Consider the following 13635-nt stretch of genomic DNA (forward strand, 5'->3'; position numbering starts at 1 on the left):
AGGCACCCCGATGATTCGTCCCCTACTTCTGCTGTTGCTATGGCTACCCGGAAGCGCTCTGGCTTTCACGCTGGGCGATCTTCAGGCCCGCCTGAACCAGACCGACGCGTTGGCGGGGCGTTTCGAGCAACAGCGTCATCTGGCCGACCTGGATACGCAGTTGACCAGTCGTGGTCACTTCCGCTATCGGCGCGACGAACGCATCGTCTGGGTGCTGGAGTCGCCCATTCAGGATCGACTCGAATTTACGCCCGATTCGGCTGCGAATATTGATGATGCATTGGGCGGGGATCGGCGTGGCCGTGACCAGGTGGCGACCCTGTTGCTCGATCTGCTGGGGGGAGACTGGCAGGCACTGGAAGAGCGTTTCCATCTCGAGCTGAGCGGCGATGCGCAGGGCTGGCAGGTCAACCTGGTCCCCAAGAGCGCTGCCCTGCGTGACAGGCTGTCACGCATTCGACTGGAAGGCGGCCACTACCTGAACGAGCTGACACTGCACGCCGCCAACGGCGATCGCCTGCATGTGCGATTCTTCGATCAGCATCCCCCAGCGGAGGGCGTGGATGCCTCGCCGTGAGCGGACGTTGGCCTGGCTAGGATCCTGGCTGTGGGCAGCCGTGCTTCTGGCTTGCGCCCTGGGGCTGGCCGCGCTGCTGCGTGATGGCCTGCCCGCCGATACGCGCCTGACGGCCATGCTGCCCGAGGACCGCCAATCGCCATTGATCGAGCGTGCCGACACCCAGCTCGGCCAGACCTTCGAGGATCGCTTCGTCCTTCTGCTCAGCTCGCCGGACCTGCATGCCGATACCCAGGTGCTGGCGCAGGCCCTGACCGCGGCCCACGACAACGCAGACCCACCTTGGCTGGCACGGCTCGATTGGAGCGATACCGACCTGGCCGACCAGGATCCCCGGGAGGATCTCGGCAAGTATCGCTATCGCCTGCTCGCCCCCGCCCTGCGCCAGGCGATCGCCGACGATGGCGGTCAATCACTGGTCGAGCCGGCGCTGCGCGAGCTGTTTTCACCGGCCAGCCAACCCCAGCCGGTCATCGATCCCTTCGGCCTGCTCGACCACTGGCTGGGCCAGTTTGACGATAGCCCCATCCAGGCTGGCAATGGTCTGCTGACTCTCGCTGATGGCAATCGGACCTATGCGCTGTTGATCGGCCAGCTGGCCAGTTCGCCCTACGACCTGACCGCCCAGCAGACCCTAGCCTCCATTATCGCCGACTTCGAGCGTCAGCACCCCGAGGCCTCGCTGCTACGCTCGGGGTTGGTCTTTCACGCCGCTGCCGGGGCGCGCCAGGCGCGCCAGGAAATTACCACCATCGGCCTGGGCGCGCTGATCGGTCTGATAGCCGTGCTGTGGTTCGTGTTCCGCTCCCCCCGGGTGCTGGTCACCATGCTGTTGCCTTTGGCCGGCGGCGTGCTGTTCGCTTTGCCGATCACGCTGCTGCTGTTCGGCCGGCTGCACCTGCTCACGCTGGCCTTCGGAGCCAGCCTGATCGGCATCGCCATCGACTATGCCCTGCACGTGCAATGCCATCGCGCCGTTCAGGGCGCGTCATTCCGCTTGCGCCAGCTGTTGCCCGGCCTGGCGCTGGGCCTGGTGTCCAGCCTGCTCGCCTATCTCGCCCAGGCATTGACGCCCATGCCGGGACTGCGCCAGATGGCCGTATTCGCCGCCCTCGGCCTGCTGGGGGCATGGCTGACCGTGGTACTTTGGCTGCCGCGCCTGACCACACCCGCTCACCCGTTTACGGCCCGCCTGTCCCGACGGCTATGGCAACTCACCATGCCGCGCCGACGTCTGTCTCCTGCCCTGGCCTCGCTCATCGCTGCACTGCTGGTCGGTCTGGTCGGCTGGCAGCTCGAGACCGACGACAGCCTGCGCCTGCTCAACCCGTCGCCGGCCTCGCTGCTCGAGCAGGAGCAGCACGTGCAACGCCTGATGGGCAGCAATACCGGCAATCGCTACTATCTGGTCACGGCCCCCAGCGAAGCCGAGACACTGGCACGCCTCGCCGAACTCGGCGCGACACTGACGCGCTGGCAACGCGAGGGTGCCACGTTGCGCTACACCAACCTGGCCGACAGCGTTCCGCCACCTGACCTCCAACAGGCCAACCTGGCTCACGTACGTCAACTGTATGGCGCACCGTTGACGAGCCTGTTCGACCGCGCCGGCCTGCCTGCTCGGCTGGCCGAGCAGGCCCGCGAGCAGTTGCAGGACGTCCCCGTACTCGACGTCGCGTCCTGGCTGGCGACACCGGCCGGCCGAGGCCAGGCCCGTCTATGGCTAGGCGACGTCGGCGATGGCGAGTCGCATTTCGCCGCCATGCTGCCGCTCGCCGATGTCGAGGCCTCGCTCGTGCCGCGTCTGGAGCGACTGGCTCGGGCCCATGAAGGAGTCACCTACGTCGATCGCGTCGAGCGGCTTTCCGGTCTGCTGGGGCAGTTACGCCAGCACATCGCCTGGTGGGTGGCTGCCGCCGTGGCCGGGCTGGCCCTGCTGCTGGCCTGGCGTTATCGTCGCTGGACATGGCGTGTGCTGACACCGCCTCTCGGCGCCGTCCTCGGCGTGCTCGGCATGCTCGCCGTGGCCGGCATACCGCTTAACGTCTTCAGCCAATTGGGCCTGCTACTGGTGCTCGGGATCGGCCTCGATGCGGGGATATTCAGTGTCGAACACGCGCGGCGCGCCGAGACCTGGCTGGCCATCAGCCTGTCGACACTGACCAGCCTGCTGGCCTTCGGGCTGCTGGCCTTCAGCGCCACGCCCGCCCTGCATTACCTGGGCCTGTCGTGCCTGATCGGCCTGGCCCTGGTATGGCTGCTGGTGCCATGGGTACGGCCCCATGGCGGGACCATCGCTAAGGAGGGCCAACCGCATGACACATGATACTGATGCCGACGTCGACGTGGCGATCATCGGCGCCGGCCCAGCCGGGGCGACAGCCGCCGCTCTGCTGGTGCGTAGCGGCCTGAGCGTACATGTTCTCGAGCGCAGCCATTTCCCGCGTTTCTCGATCGGTGAGAGCCTGCTCCCCCAGTGCATGCACATTCTCGACGAGGCGGGCCTGCTATCGACCGTCGAGGCCGGCGGCTTCCAGCCCAAGAATGGCGCCGTGTTCACCCGCCGCGATCATGAGGCGGTCATCGATTTTCGCGACAAGTTCAGCGACGGCTGGGGCACCACTTACCAGGTCGAGCGGGCGGGTTTCGACCAACGCTTGGTCGAAGCCGCCACCGCCCAGGGTGCGCGGGTCGACTTCGGCGTCACGGTCACGGCGTTTCGCCCCGATACCCAGCGCCCTTGCCTGACGTACCTCGACGAAGATGGCCAAGAAACGCCGTTGACGGCGCGTTTCGTCCTCGATGCCAGCGGCTATGGCCGGGTACTGGCCCGCCTGCTCGCTCTCGGCCGCGACCCACGTCTCGAGCCTCGCATGGCCCTGTTCAGCCACGTCGAGGACCACATTCACGACCCGACCTTCGATCGCGACAAGATCCTCATCGGGGTTCATCCCGAACACGCCTCGCTGTGGTACTGGCTGATTCCCTTCAGCCATGGCCGCGCCTCGGTGGGAGTAGTCGGCGATGCCGAGACCCTGACCGCCCAGGGCAACGCTGCCGAGCAGCGCTGGCAACGGCTGGTCGACGCCGAACCCCGCTTCCGGGCGCTGCTCCGTGACGCACGGCCGATACGTCCCGTGGCCTCGCTCCAAGGCTATTCCGCCGACGTGACTCGCCTCCACGGGCCGGGCTACGCCCTGCTCGGCAACGCCGGGGAGTTTCTCGATCCGGTATTCTCGTCCGGCGTCACCATCGCTCTGCGTTCGGCACATCAGGCGGCACCGTTGGTAGAACGCCAGCTACGCGGCGATGGCGTCGATTGGCAGCATGAATTCGAACGGCCGCTGCGCCAAGGCATCGAGACATTCCGCGCCTTCGTCGACGCCTGGTACGACGGTCGCCTGCCAGCGATCATTTTTCACGATGCGCACCCCGCCAGCCTCAAGCGCATGATCAGCTCGGTGCTGGCGGGTTATGCCTGGGACACCGCCAACCCGTTCGTCAGCGCCGCCCGACGACGCCTGACCACACTGGCCGAACTATGCGGCCATGTTCCCGCAGCCTCGGGAGACAGCACATGAGCCAACGATGCATCCCGGCGCCGCTCCTGGTCGCCATCGGCCTGGCAACGCTGAGCCTGGCTGGTTGTTCGCTCACGCCTTCGGTGTCGCCGGCGCCAGCGTTTCAGAGCGTAGCGGCGACCGACACCCTCAAGCGTCGCCTGACGTTCATGCCCGACGACGAGAGCCGACCACCGCAGACGCTGATCGGGCTGATCCGCATCGCCGACCATGAATTGCGAGCCGTGTTGCTGACATCCTACGGCCAGCGTCTGGTCACCCTGGTCAACGACGCCGAAGGCAGCCGCTATCTCGCCGGCGATGTGCCCCAGGCAACGATGGAGGAGAGGCTACCCGTACCGGCCGACTGGCTCGCCTCACGCCTGCAATGGAGCCTATGGCCGGTCGCTGCGCTGCGCGATGCCTTCGCCGGCAGCGCCTGGACGATCGAGGTCGAGGATGGGTCCCGGATCATCCGTCAGCATGGTAAGGTCGTGGCGCGAATCACTCCGGCCACGGCAAGCGCCGAGCGTCGCCAGGACGTCCTGCTCGACGACCGTCAAGGCCGCTATCGTCTGCGTATCAGCCCACTCGAGGAAGCTGCGTCATGAGCGAGCGTCACCCCCACCAGCCCTGTCGCCTGTCGCCCCCCGGCGTGGTCTGCAGCCTGGGTGACACGCATGCTGCCATTGCCGAGGCCCTGTTCGAAGGCCGTCGCGGGCTGAACATCAGCGACGCCTACACACCTGGCCGCCGCCTGCCGCTGGGCAGCGTCATTGGCGAACTGCCCGACGACCGCGACTGGCCGATCCATCAACGCAGCCGCAACAATCGCCTGCTGGCGGCGGCTCTGGCGCGCCTGGGCAAGGCCCTCGATACGGCCCTGGCCAGCCACTCCCGGTCGCGCATCGGCGTGGTCATCGGTACCAGCACGTCGGGCATCGGCGAGACCGAAGTCGCCCTGGCGCAGGCCGGGCGCGACGCCCCACTGCCGGAAACGTTTCGCTACGCTCACCAGGAACTCGGCGACCCGGCGCGATTCGTGGCCGAACGGCTCGGGCTGGCGGGGCCCGTCTATGCGCTCTCCACGGCCTGCAGCTCCAGTGCCCGCGCACTGGCCAGTGCGCGTCGGCTACTGCTGTCGGGAGAATGTGACGCCGTAATCGCCGGCGGCGCCGATACACTCTGCCGGCTCACGGTCAACGGCTTCGCCAGCCTCGAGGCGGTCAGCGAGCGGCCCTGCCTGCCGTTCTCGGCCAATCGTGACGGCATCAATCTCGGCGAGGCGGCAGCCCTGTTCGTGGTCACCCGCGAGTCTGGCGGCATCCAGCTCGAAGGCGTCGGCGAAAGCTCGGACGCCTATCATATTTCCGCACCGCGCCCCGACGGCAGCGGTGCCCTGGCCGCGATGCAGGCGGCCCTGCACCAGGCCGGACGGACGCCTGACCAGGTGGATTACCTCAACCTGCACGGTACCGGCACGCCGCACAACGACAGCATGGAGGCCAAGGCCATCCATGCGCTGTTTGCGTCTCCGCCGCCCTGCAGCTCGACCAAGGCGCTCACTGGCCACACCCTGGGGGCGGCCGGTGCCTTGGAGGCCGCCTTCTGCTGGCTGGCTCTGCACCGCGGGCAACTGCCCCTGCATGTCTACGACGGGCACTACGATCGCGAATTGCCAGCGTTGCCGCTGGTCGATCGTGCCGACATCGGCGTACCTCGCCTGGCCTTGAGCAACTCGTTCGCCTTCGGCGGCAACAATGCCGCCCTACTGCTGGGACGCATGGAATGACCGCTCCTGCCCTGTCCGCGCTACCTTGCCCGATAGCGCCTTTCGTGCCGCATACGCAGGGTATGTGCCTGCTCGATCATATCGTCGAGGTCGGCGAAACGTACTTGGTCGCCGAGGTGACGCCCGGGATGCAGGACCTGTTCTGTGTCGACGGCGGCATTCCTGCCTGGGTGGGCCTGGAGTGGATGGCTCAGGCAGTGGCGGCCTGGGCCGGCTGGCAGTCTGCAGCACGTGGAGAGACGCCCAGCGTGGGTTTTCTGGTCGGGACGCGACGTTTCGAGGCCGCCGTCGGCGAGTTTTCGTTGGCGACGCTGCATCGGCTATCGGTCAGCCTCGAGTTTCGGGCCGACAACGGCCTGGGGCAGTTTCGTGGCGAGATCGAGGCCGATGGCGCGCGCCTGGCCGAAGGCAGCTTGACCGTTTACGTACCGCCCTCGTCGTCCACAGACGAACCTGAGATTTAACGAGCGAGATCATGACCGACACCATTCTGGTTACCGGATCGAGCCGTGGCATCGGGCGCGCCATCGCCCTGCGCCTGGCCCGCGACGGTTACGATATCGTGCTGCACTGCCGACAGCGCCGCGAGGCGGCGGAAGAGGTCGCGGGGGAGATTCGCGCCCTGGGCCGCCAGGTGCGTGTACTATGCTTCGACGTGGCCGACCGCAACGCGGCACGCCAGTCGCTCGAGGACGATATCGACGCCCACGGCGCCTATTACGGCGTCGTCTGCAATGCCGGCATCACTGCCGATGGCGCCTTTCCCGCCTTGTCCGACGAGGCCTGGGATAGCGTCATCCATACCAACCTCGACGGCTTCTACAACGTGGTGAAACCGCTGGTCATGCCCATGATTCGTCGCCGCGCGCCGGGGCGCATCGTGGTGATGTCCTCGGTGTCGGGCCTGATGGGCAACCGCGGCCAAGTCAACTACAGCGCCGCCAAGGCCGGCCTGATCGGCGCCGTCAAGGCACTGGCGGTGGAACTGGCCAAGCGTCGCATCACGGTCAACTGCGTGGCACCGGGCATGATCGATACCGACATGACCGACGAGCGCGTCCGCGAGGAGGCGCTCAAGGTCATTCCCATGCAGCGCACCGGTACTGGCGAGGAAGTCGCCGGTACCGTCAGCTTCTTGTGCTCGCCAGATGCGTCTTACATTACCCGCCAGGTGATCGCGGTCAACGGCGGGATGTGCTAACCGCGACCAATTGCGCCTGCGAAGTCCGTCTGCCCCCGGTAGAATGCTCCGACCCATGCAAGCTCAGGAATCCATCATGAATCGACTGACTTGCGGCCTGCTTCTCATGGTGATGCCCCTTGGCGCTCAGGCCGTGACACCGGAAGACTGGCAGACCTGGCTGGACGATACGCCAGCGTTCCACAGCCGGGTCGAACAGAGCCGCTGGCTGCCCGAGGCGGAAATACGCGTTCACGCCGATGGCGAGATCCTGTTCACGCCGATGCAATCGCTGGCTTGGCATTGGACCACACCCCAGCCACGTATCGTCACGCTCGACGTTGCAGGCCGGTTCGTGGAATTGACGCCCGACGTACCCGAACTCTCCGCTACGCCCCTGGACGAGACCGAGGACGGCCTCCCTGAAGAGCGTCAGGCTGCCCAACTGCTCTTGCACCTACTGCAGGGCGATCTCGCCCCCCTGCGTAAGCAGTATCACCTGTTGTTGGACGGCGAGCGCGAGGACTGGCAACTGATATTGCTGCCTCGCGAGCGTAGCGAAGACGCGCTCAGGAAGATTGCCGTCGAGGGAGGACGTTTCATTGAATCGCTGCGCTTCGTTGCGTCGGGCGGCAACGAACTGACGATGACACTGGGCGACATTCAAACACTGGTCGATGCTCAGGGCGCCCAACGGCTGCAGGAATCGCTGGCCGCCGAAACCGACGCCAGCGCCAAGGCTGACACCGAGAGTACCGCCACGACCGAGGCAAGCGTCTCTCCGGGAAAAACCGCTACGGATGGCGACCAGGGCTAAGTTTTCGGTGCCAAGCGCCGATAACCGTTAGAGGGCGATCTAGTTCAGCAATTCGCCGTCGTAACCAACCTGGAGAAGTCCGTGAGAATTGCGATCGTCATCGTCGTGCTGACGACTCTGGCGCTGGGCGCGTTGGGCATTGCGGTCAGCGATCTGTCCTGGCCGCTGTCGCCCGATGCCCTGGTGTCGCTGGGGTTGTTTGCCCTGGCCCTGGTGGCGGGCATGGGCGTGCTGTTGCTGCTGGTCGTCCTGGTCGGTCATCAGGGGCGTCAGCAGCGCAGCCTGCTGGAAAGCCTGGATGCCCAGCGCCGCCAGCAGCGCAGCCTGGAAACCGCCCAGTTGATGAAGCACTTCGTCCACCAGGCCGAACTGCTCCTCGAGAGGGATAGCCTCGACCCCAACAAGCGCAGCGTTCAGCGCTGCCTCGCCGTGGACGCCCTGCGCGGCAACACGGGGCGTGGCGATCCCAACTATCATCGCCTAGGTCGGCTGTTCGAGTGGCTGGCGGACGAGGCCGACGAGGCCAAGGGCGACACGGCCCGTACGCGCCTGATCGACCCCGTGCTGCGTCAGTATGCGGAAATCGCCGAGCAGTTGTGCCGCATCGGCGAAGCCGATGAAGAGCGGCTGGCGGCGTTCATGCGCTTCCAGCCACAATCGTCCAAGCCCACTGAGGACGAGGCTCAGTAACCCTCGACCACGGCCGTGACGGTGATTTCCACCTTGAGTTCGTCAGCTGGCAACGGGGCGGTAACGCAGGTCCGTGCCGGCGCATGCCCTTCAGGCACCCATGCATCCCACACCTCGTTCATGGCGGCGAAGTCGCCACCGTCTTTCAGATAGACGGTTGCCGTCAGCAGGCGGCGGCGATCGGAGCCGATTTCCGCGAGCAGCGCATCGACCCGCGCCAGCATGCTGTGCGTTTGTTCCTTGATATCGCCATGCCGGGCTTCGGGGCCGGCCACCTGGCCGCACAGGTAGGCAATGCCGTTATGAATGACGGCACGGCTCATGCGGGCCTTGGTATCGTGACGTTGGATCATATCTGGCTCCCTTGGATAAGGTGGATTAACGCAGCAGCAGCAACGGAATCTCCGCGCTGCGCAGCATGTCGGTCGTGGTGCTGCCGACCAGCAGGTGACGAATGCGCGAGTGGCCATAGGCCCCCATCACCAGCAGGTCGATGTCATGTTCCCGCTGGTAGGCGTGCAAGGTCGACTCGACCTCGCCGGCACGAATCTCGCCATGCGCCTCGACTCCGGCCTGCTCGAGGAGACGCACCGCCCAGTCCAGTTGTGCCTGAACGTCGGCCACTTCCGCGCCCACCGTCACCACATGGCAGCTCAAGCCCTTCAAAAAGGGGCTGGCCGCGAGTGTCTCGATACCCTTGCAGGTGGTCTTGCTGCCGTCGAAGGCGATCATCACCCGCTCGGGCGCCTTGAAGACATCCGGCACCATGAGGATCGGACGATGCAGGGCGCGAACCACGCGCTCCAGGTTGGACCCCAGATGCTCGCTGGCCTTGTGCGCCGCCTCGCCGCGCTTGCCCAGCACCAGTAGACGAATCTCCCCTTCCAGTTCACTGAGGGTTTCGACCAGCTCGCCGTTGCGCTGACGTGTACGCGGATCGGCAATGCCGTCCTCGACAGCACGGTCCCGAGCCGCTTCGAGCATGACCCGACCTTGCTCCTGGGCGACACGGGCACGTTTTTCGTCCAGGGTCGCCAGCTCCTCGAGAAGATGCTCGCGGCTGCCCAGGCCGATGTTGCCTGAGAGATCGCCTTCACTTTTCGGCGGATGGTTATCCAGTACATGCAAGAAAGTCAGCGGCGCCTCGAGCCGCTGACTGGCCCAAGCGGCGTAATCGCACACCGCCGTGGCATACCCGGATCCATCGATGCAAGCCGTTACATGTTCGCTCATCGTGTTCTGCCCTTCTTGTCGTCTTGCGTCGTTTCTAACGCATCGTGTCGAAGTTGAATAGCGATACAGGTCAAAGCGACACTCAATGGCCGCCCATCATCTTCTCGACTGCTTCAGGCTTGTCGTGAACGGCGAAGCGATCGACGATCGTCGCACTGGCTTCGTTCAGGCCCACGATCTCGACTTCGGTGCCTTCGCGACGGAACTTGATCACCACCTTGTCCAGCGCACCTACCGCTGTGATGTCCCAGAAATGGGCCCGCGACAGGTCGATGCGTACCCGCTCGAGGGTCTCCTTGAAATCGAAGGAATCGATGAAACGATCCGCCGAGGTGAAGAATACCTGTCCAACGACTCGGTAGTCTCGGGTGCGCCCCTCATCGCTCATTGCGCTATCGATATACAGTACCTGCCCCACCTTGTTGGCAAAGAACAGCGACGCCAGCAGCACGCCGACGAACACGCCGATAGCCAGGTTATGCGTCGCCACCACGACAATGACGGTGGCCAGCATGACGATGTTGGTACTCATGGGGTGCTTCTTCAGGTCGCGCAGCGATTCCCAACTGAACGTCCCGATGGAGACCATGATCATCACCGCCACCAGCGCGGCCATGGGGATCTGCGAGACCCAATCGCTGAGGAATACGACCATCATCAGCAATACCACACCGGCGATCAGCGTGGACAAGCGGGTACGTCCACCGGATTTCACGTTGATCACCGATTGGCCGATCATCGCGCAGCCGGCCATGCCGCCGAACAGGCCGGCGCCGATGTTGGCCAGGCCTTGTCCCTTGCACTCGCGGTTCTTGTCGCTCGGGGTATCGGTCAGTTCATCGACGATAGTCGCCGTCATCATCGACTCGAGCAGGCCCACCACGCATAGCATGATCGCGTACGGGAAGATGATCATCAGCGTCTCGAGTGTCAGCGGCACGTCCGGCCACAGGAACACCGGCAGCGTGTCGGGCAGTTCACCCATGTCGCCGACGGTACGAATGTCCATGCCGCTCATCATGTAAACGATGGTCAGCACGACGATACACACCAGCGGCGAGGGTACCGTCTTGCCGATCCTGGGCAGCAGCGGAAACAGATAGATGATGCCAAGCCCGGCGGCAGTCATGGCGTACACGTGCCATGTCACCCCGGTCAGCTCGGGCAACTGGGCCATGAAGATCAATATCGCCAGGGCATTGACGAAGCCGGTGACCACCGAACGCGACACGAAGCGCATCAGCTCGCCCAGGCGCAGGTAGCCGGCGACGATCTGAAGTACGCCGGTCAGCAGCGTGGCCGCGAGCAGGTACTCGAGGCCGTGTTCGCGCACCAGGGTCACCATGAGCAACGCCATGGCGCCGGTGGCCGCCGAGATCATCGCCGGACGGCCGCCGGCGAAGGCGGTGATCACGGCGATACAGAACGAGGCGTAGAGGCCGACCTTAGGGTCGACCCCGGCAATGATGGAAAAGGCGATGGCCTCGGGTATCAACGCCAGGGCGACGACGATACCGGCGAGGGAATCGTTCTTGATATTGGAAAACCAAGTCTGTCGTAGGGAGCGGATCATTCTCGATTCCGTGATTGTCAGCCGCTCACGCTCCCGCAATGGGCAGATAGCCCGTATGGCAGGAAAAGAAACGCAGCGGGGGTTCGTATACAGGCAGGCCGCACGACACTGCCGTCGTCAAGCAAGATACGCGCTGGCCATGAGCGGAGAATGACGAGACGAGCCCATGCCATCGCAGCATGCAGGGAGCATGCGAGGAAGGTCAGGCGCTAGGGTGGACTGCAGCCGGTACAGGATGGGGACATCGGGGTTGCGCTTCCGGTCATGAATGGCGTCAACGAATGCGACCTTGGTCGCATTCGCTCGGTTAACAAGTCGCGAATTCTAGCAGATTTGTCCGCCCCCTTCACGACCGCGCGACGGAAGGGGCATTGCTGGACGGTGAGCTTGCCTGGCGCTCCAGGCGACGTTCGATCAGGCCTTTGGCCAATAGCGTGCCCAGCACCACGGCGCCGCCAATGAACGCCAGCGGCGAGGGTTGTTCCCCAAGGATCCACCAAACCCATAGCGTACCGGCCACGGTTTCGAGCAACATCAGCAAGCTGACGTCGGCTGCCGGCAGATACAGCGGCCCGCGCTGGATCAAGGTAAAGCCCAGCGGCAGCAGAACCAGGCACAGCAATGCCAGCCAGCCCGCCTGCGGTACCGAGGGCAGCATGATCCCGCCCGTCATCGTTGCCATGGGCCAGGCCACGACGACGAGAAACAGGCCCGACACGACCAGCATGGGGCTCATGTCGACATCGGGACGGGTTCGGCACAGCGTGAAGTTCGCCGCCATCGAGACCGCGGCAAGCAGCGCAAAGGCGTTGCCCAGCCACGATCCGGGACCGGCATCGTCGAGTACGATCAGCGACGTTCCCGCCAGGCACAGCAGGATCGACAGCCAGGTCCGCCACGGCAGCCGCTCATGCAGGAAAAGCCGTGACAGCAAGGCCGCAATCAGTGGCGTACCGGCCAGGATCATCAGCACGTTGCCGCCCTTGGTGTACTGGTTGCCCAGCACGAAACCGAGGTTGGACAGGCCGAAGAATATCGCGACACCAAGCCCGGTGAGGCCGCAACGACAGAACATCGTCGCGATGCGACGTCCGCTGCGCAGTAGCAGCACGACCAGCATACCCAGTCCAAACAACGCTCCGCGCCAGAACAGCACTTGGCTGTCGGGCATGCCCACCAGCTTGATCAACAGTGCATCGGGAGAAATGATCAGCGGACCCGCCGCCGTCATCAGCAGGCCTTTCTGGCGCAAGGACAACGAAGAAAACGACAAGACAACCCCTCGATCGGCAACGTTCGGCCGCTCAGCCTGAGCGTATTTCATGCATTAGGCAAGCCGGATCGAGGCTCAGCCCAAGTCGGTGCCGTCACCGCCCTGTTCGGTACGTTGCGAGGGTGAAGTTGCCCGTTCCTTGGGCGATACACTCGCGCCCCCTTGGCCCATCGCCTTGAACGCTTCCATGATATCCATGGGCAGCGGAAACACGATCGTCGAGGAATTGCGGTTGCTCATGTCGCTCATGGTCTGCAAATAGCGCAGCTGCAACGCCGCCGGGTTGGCCGACATGACATGTGCAGCCTCGACCAGCTTTTCCGAGGCTTGCAGTTCGCCCTCGGCATGGATCACCTTGGCGCGTCGCTCCCGTTCGGCTTCGGCCTGGCGTGCAATGGCACGGATCATGCTCTCGTCGAGATCGACGTGCTTGATCTCGACGTTGGCAACCTTGATGCCCCAGTCCTCGGTCTGGGTGTCGATGATCTCCTGAATGTCGTCATTGAGCTTGTCGCGCTCGGAGAGCATCTCGTCGAGGTCATGCTTGCCGAGCACCGAACGTAGTGTGGTCTGCGCCAACTGGCTGGTGGCAGCGACGAAGTTCTCGACCTGGATGATGGCCTTCTCGGGATCGACGACGCGAAAGTAGAGTACGGCATTGACGCGCACGGTGACATTGTCGCGGGAGATCACGTCCTGCTCCGGTACGTCCATGGTGATGACTCGCAGGTCGACCACCTCCATCTTCTGGATCACCGGAATGATAAGGAACAGCCCTGGCCCCTTGACCGCCTGGTAGCGCCCCAGGAAGAACACCACGCCACGTTTGTACTCGGGAAGAATGCGGATCGAGGCCGCGATCAGCAACACGACCAGCACGACGGGGACGAGATACGAAATCACCATGGAGCATCTCCTGCAAGATTCGTTTAGGCGTTCA

14 protein-coding genes are annotated in these 13635 nt (G+C 64.5%); 9 read left to right on the forward strand and 5 right to left on the reverse strand.

Features of this window, described 5'->3' with window-relative positions; genetic code table 11:
- The first annotated feature begins 10 nt into the window (after positions 1-10).
- The 9 genes from MHM84_RS10260 (at position 11) to MHM84_RS10300 (ending at position 8616) form a co-directional block, all read left to right on the forward strand.
- The gene (locus MHM84_RS10260; RefSeq protein ID WP_239265681.1) at positions 11-577 is read left to right on the forward strand and encodes an outer membrane lipoprotein carrier protein LolA; all 567 of its coding nucleotides are present in this window, start codon (positions 11-13) and stop codon (positions 575-577) included.
- Positions 564-2903, forward strand: coding sequence for a hypothetical protein (locus MHM84_RS10265; protein WP_239265684.1), 2340 nt, complete (start codon positions 564-566; stop codon positions 2901-2903). Before MHM84_RS10260 ends, MHM84_RS10265 begins: the two co-directional genes overlap by 14 nt.
- Positions 2893-4158: an NAD(P)/FAD-dependent oxidoreductase gene (locus MHM84_RS10270; RefSeq protein WP_239265687.1), complete on the forward strand. Its 1266-nt coding sequence runs from the start codon at positions 2893-2895 to the stop codon at positions 4156-4158. Before MHM84_RS10265 ends, MHM84_RS10270 begins: the two co-directional genes overlap by 11 nt.
- The gene (locus tag MHM84_RS10275) at positions 4155-4748 is read left to right on the forward strand and encodes a DUF3261 domain-containing protein (protein ID WP_239265690.1); all 594 of its coding nucleotides are present in this window, start codon (positions 4155-4157) and stop codon (positions 4746-4748) included. Before MHM84_RS10270 ends, MHM84_RS10275 begins: the two co-directional genes overlap by 4 nt.
- A complete protein-coding gene (locus MHM84_RS10280; RefSeq protein WP_239265693.1) occupies positions 4745-5929 on the forward strand; it encodes a beta-ketoacyl-ACP synthase in 1185 nt (394 codons plus the stop codon). Before MHM84_RS10275 ends, MHM84_RS10280 begins: the two co-directional genes overlap by 4 nt.
- A complete protein-coding gene (locus MHM84_RS10285) occupies positions 5926-6393 on the forward strand; it encodes a hypothetical protein (protein WP_239265695.1) in 468 nt (155 codons plus the stop codon). Before MHM84_RS10280 ends, MHM84_RS10285 begins: the two co-directional genes overlap by 4 nt.
- 11 nt (positions 6394-6404) lie before the next feature.
- A complete protein-coding gene (gene fabG, locus MHM84_RS10290; RefSeq protein WP_239265697.1) occupies positions 6405-7130 on the forward strand; it encodes a 3-oxoacyl-ACP reductase FabG in 726 nt (241 codons plus the stop codon).
- Between the two features lie 76 nt (positions 7131-7206).
- The gene (locus MHM84_RS10295) at positions 7207-7926 is read left to right on the forward strand and encodes a hypothetical protein (RefSeq protein ID WP_239265699.1); all 720 of its coding nucleotides are present in this window, start codon (positions 7207-7209) and stop codon (positions 7924-7926) included.
- An 81-nt stretch (positions 7927-8007) separates the two neighbouring features.
- On the forward strand, positions 8008-8616 hold the full coding sequence (locus MHM84_RS10300) for a hypothetical protein (protein WP_239265701.1): 609 nt from the start codon (positions 8008-8010) through the stop codon (positions 8614-8616).
- Here MHM84_RS10300 and MHM84_RS10305 read toward each other — a convergent pair.
- From MHM84_RS10305 to MHM84_RS10325, 5 genes are all read right to left on the reverse strand, one after another.
- Positions 8610-8969 carry a RidA family protein gene (locus MHM84_RS10305; RefSeq protein WP_239265703.1) on the reverse strand — a complete coding sequence of 120 codons (360 nt, stop codon included), beginning with the start codon at positions 8967-8969 and terminating at the stop codon, positions 8610-8612. The two genes, MHM84_RS10300 and MHM84_RS10305, sit on opposite strands and share 7 nt — an antisense overlap.
- A gap of 25 nt (positions 8970-8994) precedes the next feature.
- Positions 8995-9849: a universal stress protein gene (locus MHM84_RS10310; RefSeq protein WP_239265705.1), complete on the reverse strand. Its 855-nt coding sequence runs from the start codon at positions 9847-9849 to the stop codon at positions 8995-8997.
- An 82-nt stretch (positions 9850-9931) separates the two neighbouring features.
- Positions 9932-11422, reverse strand: coding sequence for a SulP family inorganic anion transporter (locus MHM84_RS10315; RefSeq protein ID WP_239265707.1), 1491 nt, complete (start codon positions 11420-11422; stop codon positions 9932-9934).
- A 346-nt stretch (positions 11423-11768) separates the two neighbouring features.
- Positions 11769-12695 (reverse strand): DMT family transporter, encoded by a 927-nt coding sequence (locus MHM84_RS10320; protein ID WP_239265709.1) that lies wholly within the window; start codon positions 12693-12695, stop codon positions 11769-11771.
- Between the two features lie 75 nt (positions 12696-12770).
- Positions 12771-13601 carry a slipin family protein gene (locus MHM84_RS10325; RefSeq protein WP_239265711.1) on the reverse strand — a complete coding sequence of 277 codons (831 nt, stop codon included), beginning with the start codon at positions 13599-13601 and terminating at the stop codon, positions 12771-12773.
- Positions 13602-13635: the final 34 nt, after the last annotated feature.

This window comes from Halomonas sp. McH1-25 (assembly GCF_022348165.1).
GTDB lineage: Bacteria > Pseudomonadota > Gammaproteobacteria > Pseudomonadales > Halomonadaceae > Modicisalibacter.

What these genes read in the sequence shown, in the direction of transcription:
- MHM84_RS10260 (WP_239265681.1), top strand. Translation starts at nt 11, where the DNA reads ATGATTCGTCCCCTACTTCTGCTGTTGCTATGGCTACCCGGAAGCGCT.
- MHM84_RS10265 (WP_239265684.1), top strand. Translation starts at nt 564, where the DNA reads ATGCCTCGCCGTGAGCGGACGTTGGCCTGGCTAGGATCCTGGCTGTGG.
- MHM84_RS10270 (WP_239265687.1), top strand. Translation starts at nt 2,893, where the DNA reads ATGACACATGATACTGATGCCGACGTCGACGTGGCGATCATCGGCGCC.
- MHM84_RS10275 (WP_239265690.1), top strand. Translation starts at nt 4,155, where the DNA reads ATGAGCCAACGATGCATCCCGGCGCCGCTCCTGGTCGCCATCGGCCTG.
- MHM84_RS10280 (WP_239265693.1), top strand. Translation starts at nt 4,745, where the DNA reads ATGAGCGAGCGTCACCCCCACCAGCCCTGTCGCCTGTCGCCCCCCGGC.
- MHM84_RS10285 (WP_239265695.1), top strand. Translation starts at nt 5,926, where the DNA reads ATGACCGCTCCTGCCCTGTCCGCGCTACCTTGCCCGATAGCGCCTTTC.
- fabG (WP_239265697.1), top strand. Translation starts at nt 6,405, where the DNA reads ATGACCGACACCATTCTGGTTACCGGATCGAGCCGTGGCATCGGGCGC.
- MHM84_RS10295 (WP_239265699.1), top strand. Translation starts at nt 7,207, where the DNA reads ATGAATCGACTGACTTGCGGCCTGCTTCTCATGGTGATGCCCCTTGGC.
- MHM84_RS10305 (WP_239265703.1), bottom strand. Translation starts at nt 8,969, where the DNA reads ATGATCCAACGTCACGATACCAAGGCCCGCATGAGCCGTGCCGTCATT.
- MHM84_RS10310 (WP_239265705.1), bottom strand. Translation starts at nt 9,849, where the DNA reads ATGAGCGAACATGTAACGGCTTGCATCGATGGATCCGGGTATGCCACG.
- MHM84_RS10315 (WP_239265707.1), bottom strand. Translation starts at nt 11,422, where the DNA reads ATGATCCGCTCCCTACGACAGACTTGGTTTTCCAATATCAAGAACGAT.
- MHM84_RS10325 (WP_239265711.1), bottom strand. Translation starts at nt 13,601, where the DNA reads ATGGTGATTTCGTATCTCGTCCCCGTCGTGCTGGTCGTGTTGCTGATC.